The organism is Kitasatospora sp. NPDC056446 (assembly GCF_042796115.1).
Lineage (GTDB): Bacteria > Actinomycetota > Actinomycetes > Streptomycetales > Streptomycetaceae > Kitasatospora.
The window spans coordinates 1-1,198 of the sequence record NZ_JBHTRF010000241.1; the positions used below are offsets into that span (position 1 = coordinate 1).

Annotated in this window: 2 protein-coding genes and 1 pseudogene; 1 reads left to right on the forward strand and 2 read right to left on the reverse strand. The window is 59.8% G+C overall.

Annotation, left to right across the window (positions count from 1 at the left end; all coding sequences use genetic code 11):
• Positions 1–436: hypothetical protein (locus tag ACFQ6N_RS40980; protein WP_380659220.1), on the forward strand; the 436-nt coding region annotated here is incomplete at its 5' end.
• Between the two features lie 36 nt (positions 437–472).
• Here ACFQ6N_RS40980 and ACFQ6N_RS40985 read toward each other — a convergent pair.
• Complete coding sequence (locus ACFQ6N_RS40985; protein WP_053448719.1) at positions 473–994, reverse strand: acyltransferase; 522 nt, start codon at positions 992–994, stop codon at positions 473–475.
• 64 nt (positions 995–1,058) lie between these two features.
• Positions 1,059–1,198, reverse strand: a pseudogene (locus ACFQ6N_RS40990) (mannose-6-phosphate isomerase); the annotation flags it as partial.

The following is a 1,198-nucleotide window of genomic DNA, read 5'->3' on the forward strand; positions in this document are numbered from 1 at the left end:
TCCTGGCTACATCAATACGTCGTTGCTGGACACGATGGGCGCTTTCCTCGCCTACTACGTTGAACCACGCCGCGACTTCTACTTCATCTTCGACCACATGATCTGGGAAGAGAACGAAGTCAACGACGTGCTGCTCAACCAGTATGACTGGGAGCTGGCACCGGACACGGACAGTACCTGGCGCATCGGCGACGGCACCGCGCCGTTCTACAACTACATCTACATGACCGCGCGTGGATTCTCGGAGTTCGACACGTTCCGCAGCAATCAGATCCGCGAAGGGATGATGACCCGCGAGGAGGCGATCTCGGCGGTGTACACCGAGAATCGCCCGCGTCCGCAGTCGATCAAGTGGTACCTCGATACCATCGGCATCGATTTCGACAGCGCGATCCGCCGCATCAACGAAATGGATGTAATGGGCCTGCACCGCTGAGAACCAGCAGGTGCAGCGAAACGGTCGGCTACCGCATCAGTTGCGGTAGCCGATCACGCGGGCCGGATTGCCAACCACCACGGCCCAGTCTTCGACGTCCTTGGTGACCACGCAGCATGCGCCGATCACCGCACCGGTGCCAATCCGGTTGACCGAGGGCAGGATCACGGCACGCGCGCCAAGCCAGGCATCGTCGCCGATGGTCAGGCCGGTGAAATCCACCGGTTGCTCCTTCTTGAGCGCTCGTGTCTTGATCCGATGGCCATGGGTGGCAATGAATACGCCTTCGGAGATCCAGACGTCATTGCCGATCTTCAATCCGCCGGAGTAGTCCAGCTCGCAGTCGTGCTCAACGCCTACGTTGCGGCCCATGCTGAAGTGCGCATGCCGGGTGCTGTGCGGAGACACCAGCATGGCCCGATAGGAAACGTACGAATTGGCGCCGATATCGAAGAAGCGGCGCAGCACGAACATCTTGCATTGCACCAGCCCCGGTGCGTCGAACAGGAAGGAACCCAGCAGGTGCTGGACGAAGCGTCGTAGATATTCCTTCAGCATTGCATATCTCCCAATACAGGTCTGTTGATCATCGACCGGGGCCGGTTTCCAGGCAGGACCGCGCTCAGTTGGCGCGGCCGTACTGGTCTTCGAAGCGAACGATGTCGTCTTCGCCAAGATAGCTGCCCGACTGCACTTCGATCAGCTCCAGCGGCAGCTTGCCTGGGTTTTTCAGGCGATGGGTAACGCCCAGCGGAATGTAGG

Excerpts from the sequence above, each read along its gene's own strand:
- ACFQ6N_RS40985 (WP_053448719.1), bottom strand. The coding sequence starts at position 994 with ATGCTGAAGGAATATCTACGACGCTTCGTCCAGCACCTGCTGGGTTCC.